The sequence below is a fragment of the Neisseria sp. P0009.S007 genome, from assembly GCF_051962515.1.
In genome coordinates this window covers 1-271 of record NZ_JBQCVF010001100.1, presented here as the reverse complement: position 1 = coordinate 271, position 271 = coordinate 1, and the positions used below count along the sequence as shown (strand labels likewise).

Genomic DNA, 271 nt, shown 5'->3' with positions numbered 1-271 from the left:
CCATAGGCGGCACGTCTTTGATGCGGTTGCATAAAAGTTTAATCACGGCGTAGCTGATGAAGCCAAAGGCGATGCCGTCGGCAATCGAATAGGTGAACGGCATGAACACGATGGTCAGGAAAGCGGGGGCGGCTTCGGTCATATCGTCCCAGTCGATTTCGCGCGCGCTGCGCAGCATTTGTGCACCGACGTAGAGCAGCGCGGGCGCGGTGGCGAAACCGGGGATGCTCTGCACCAGCGGCGAGAAAATCAGACACGCTAACATCAATAC

Annotated in this window: 1 protein-coding gene; it reads right to left on the bottom strand. The window is 57.6% G+C overall.

What is annotated here, in order from left to right; translation table 11 throughout:
• Positions 1–271, bottom strand: a 271-nt coding sequence (locus ACTHS3_RS17900) for a solute carrier family 23 protein (protein WP_440368767.1), incomplete at both ends; no start/stop codon positions are given.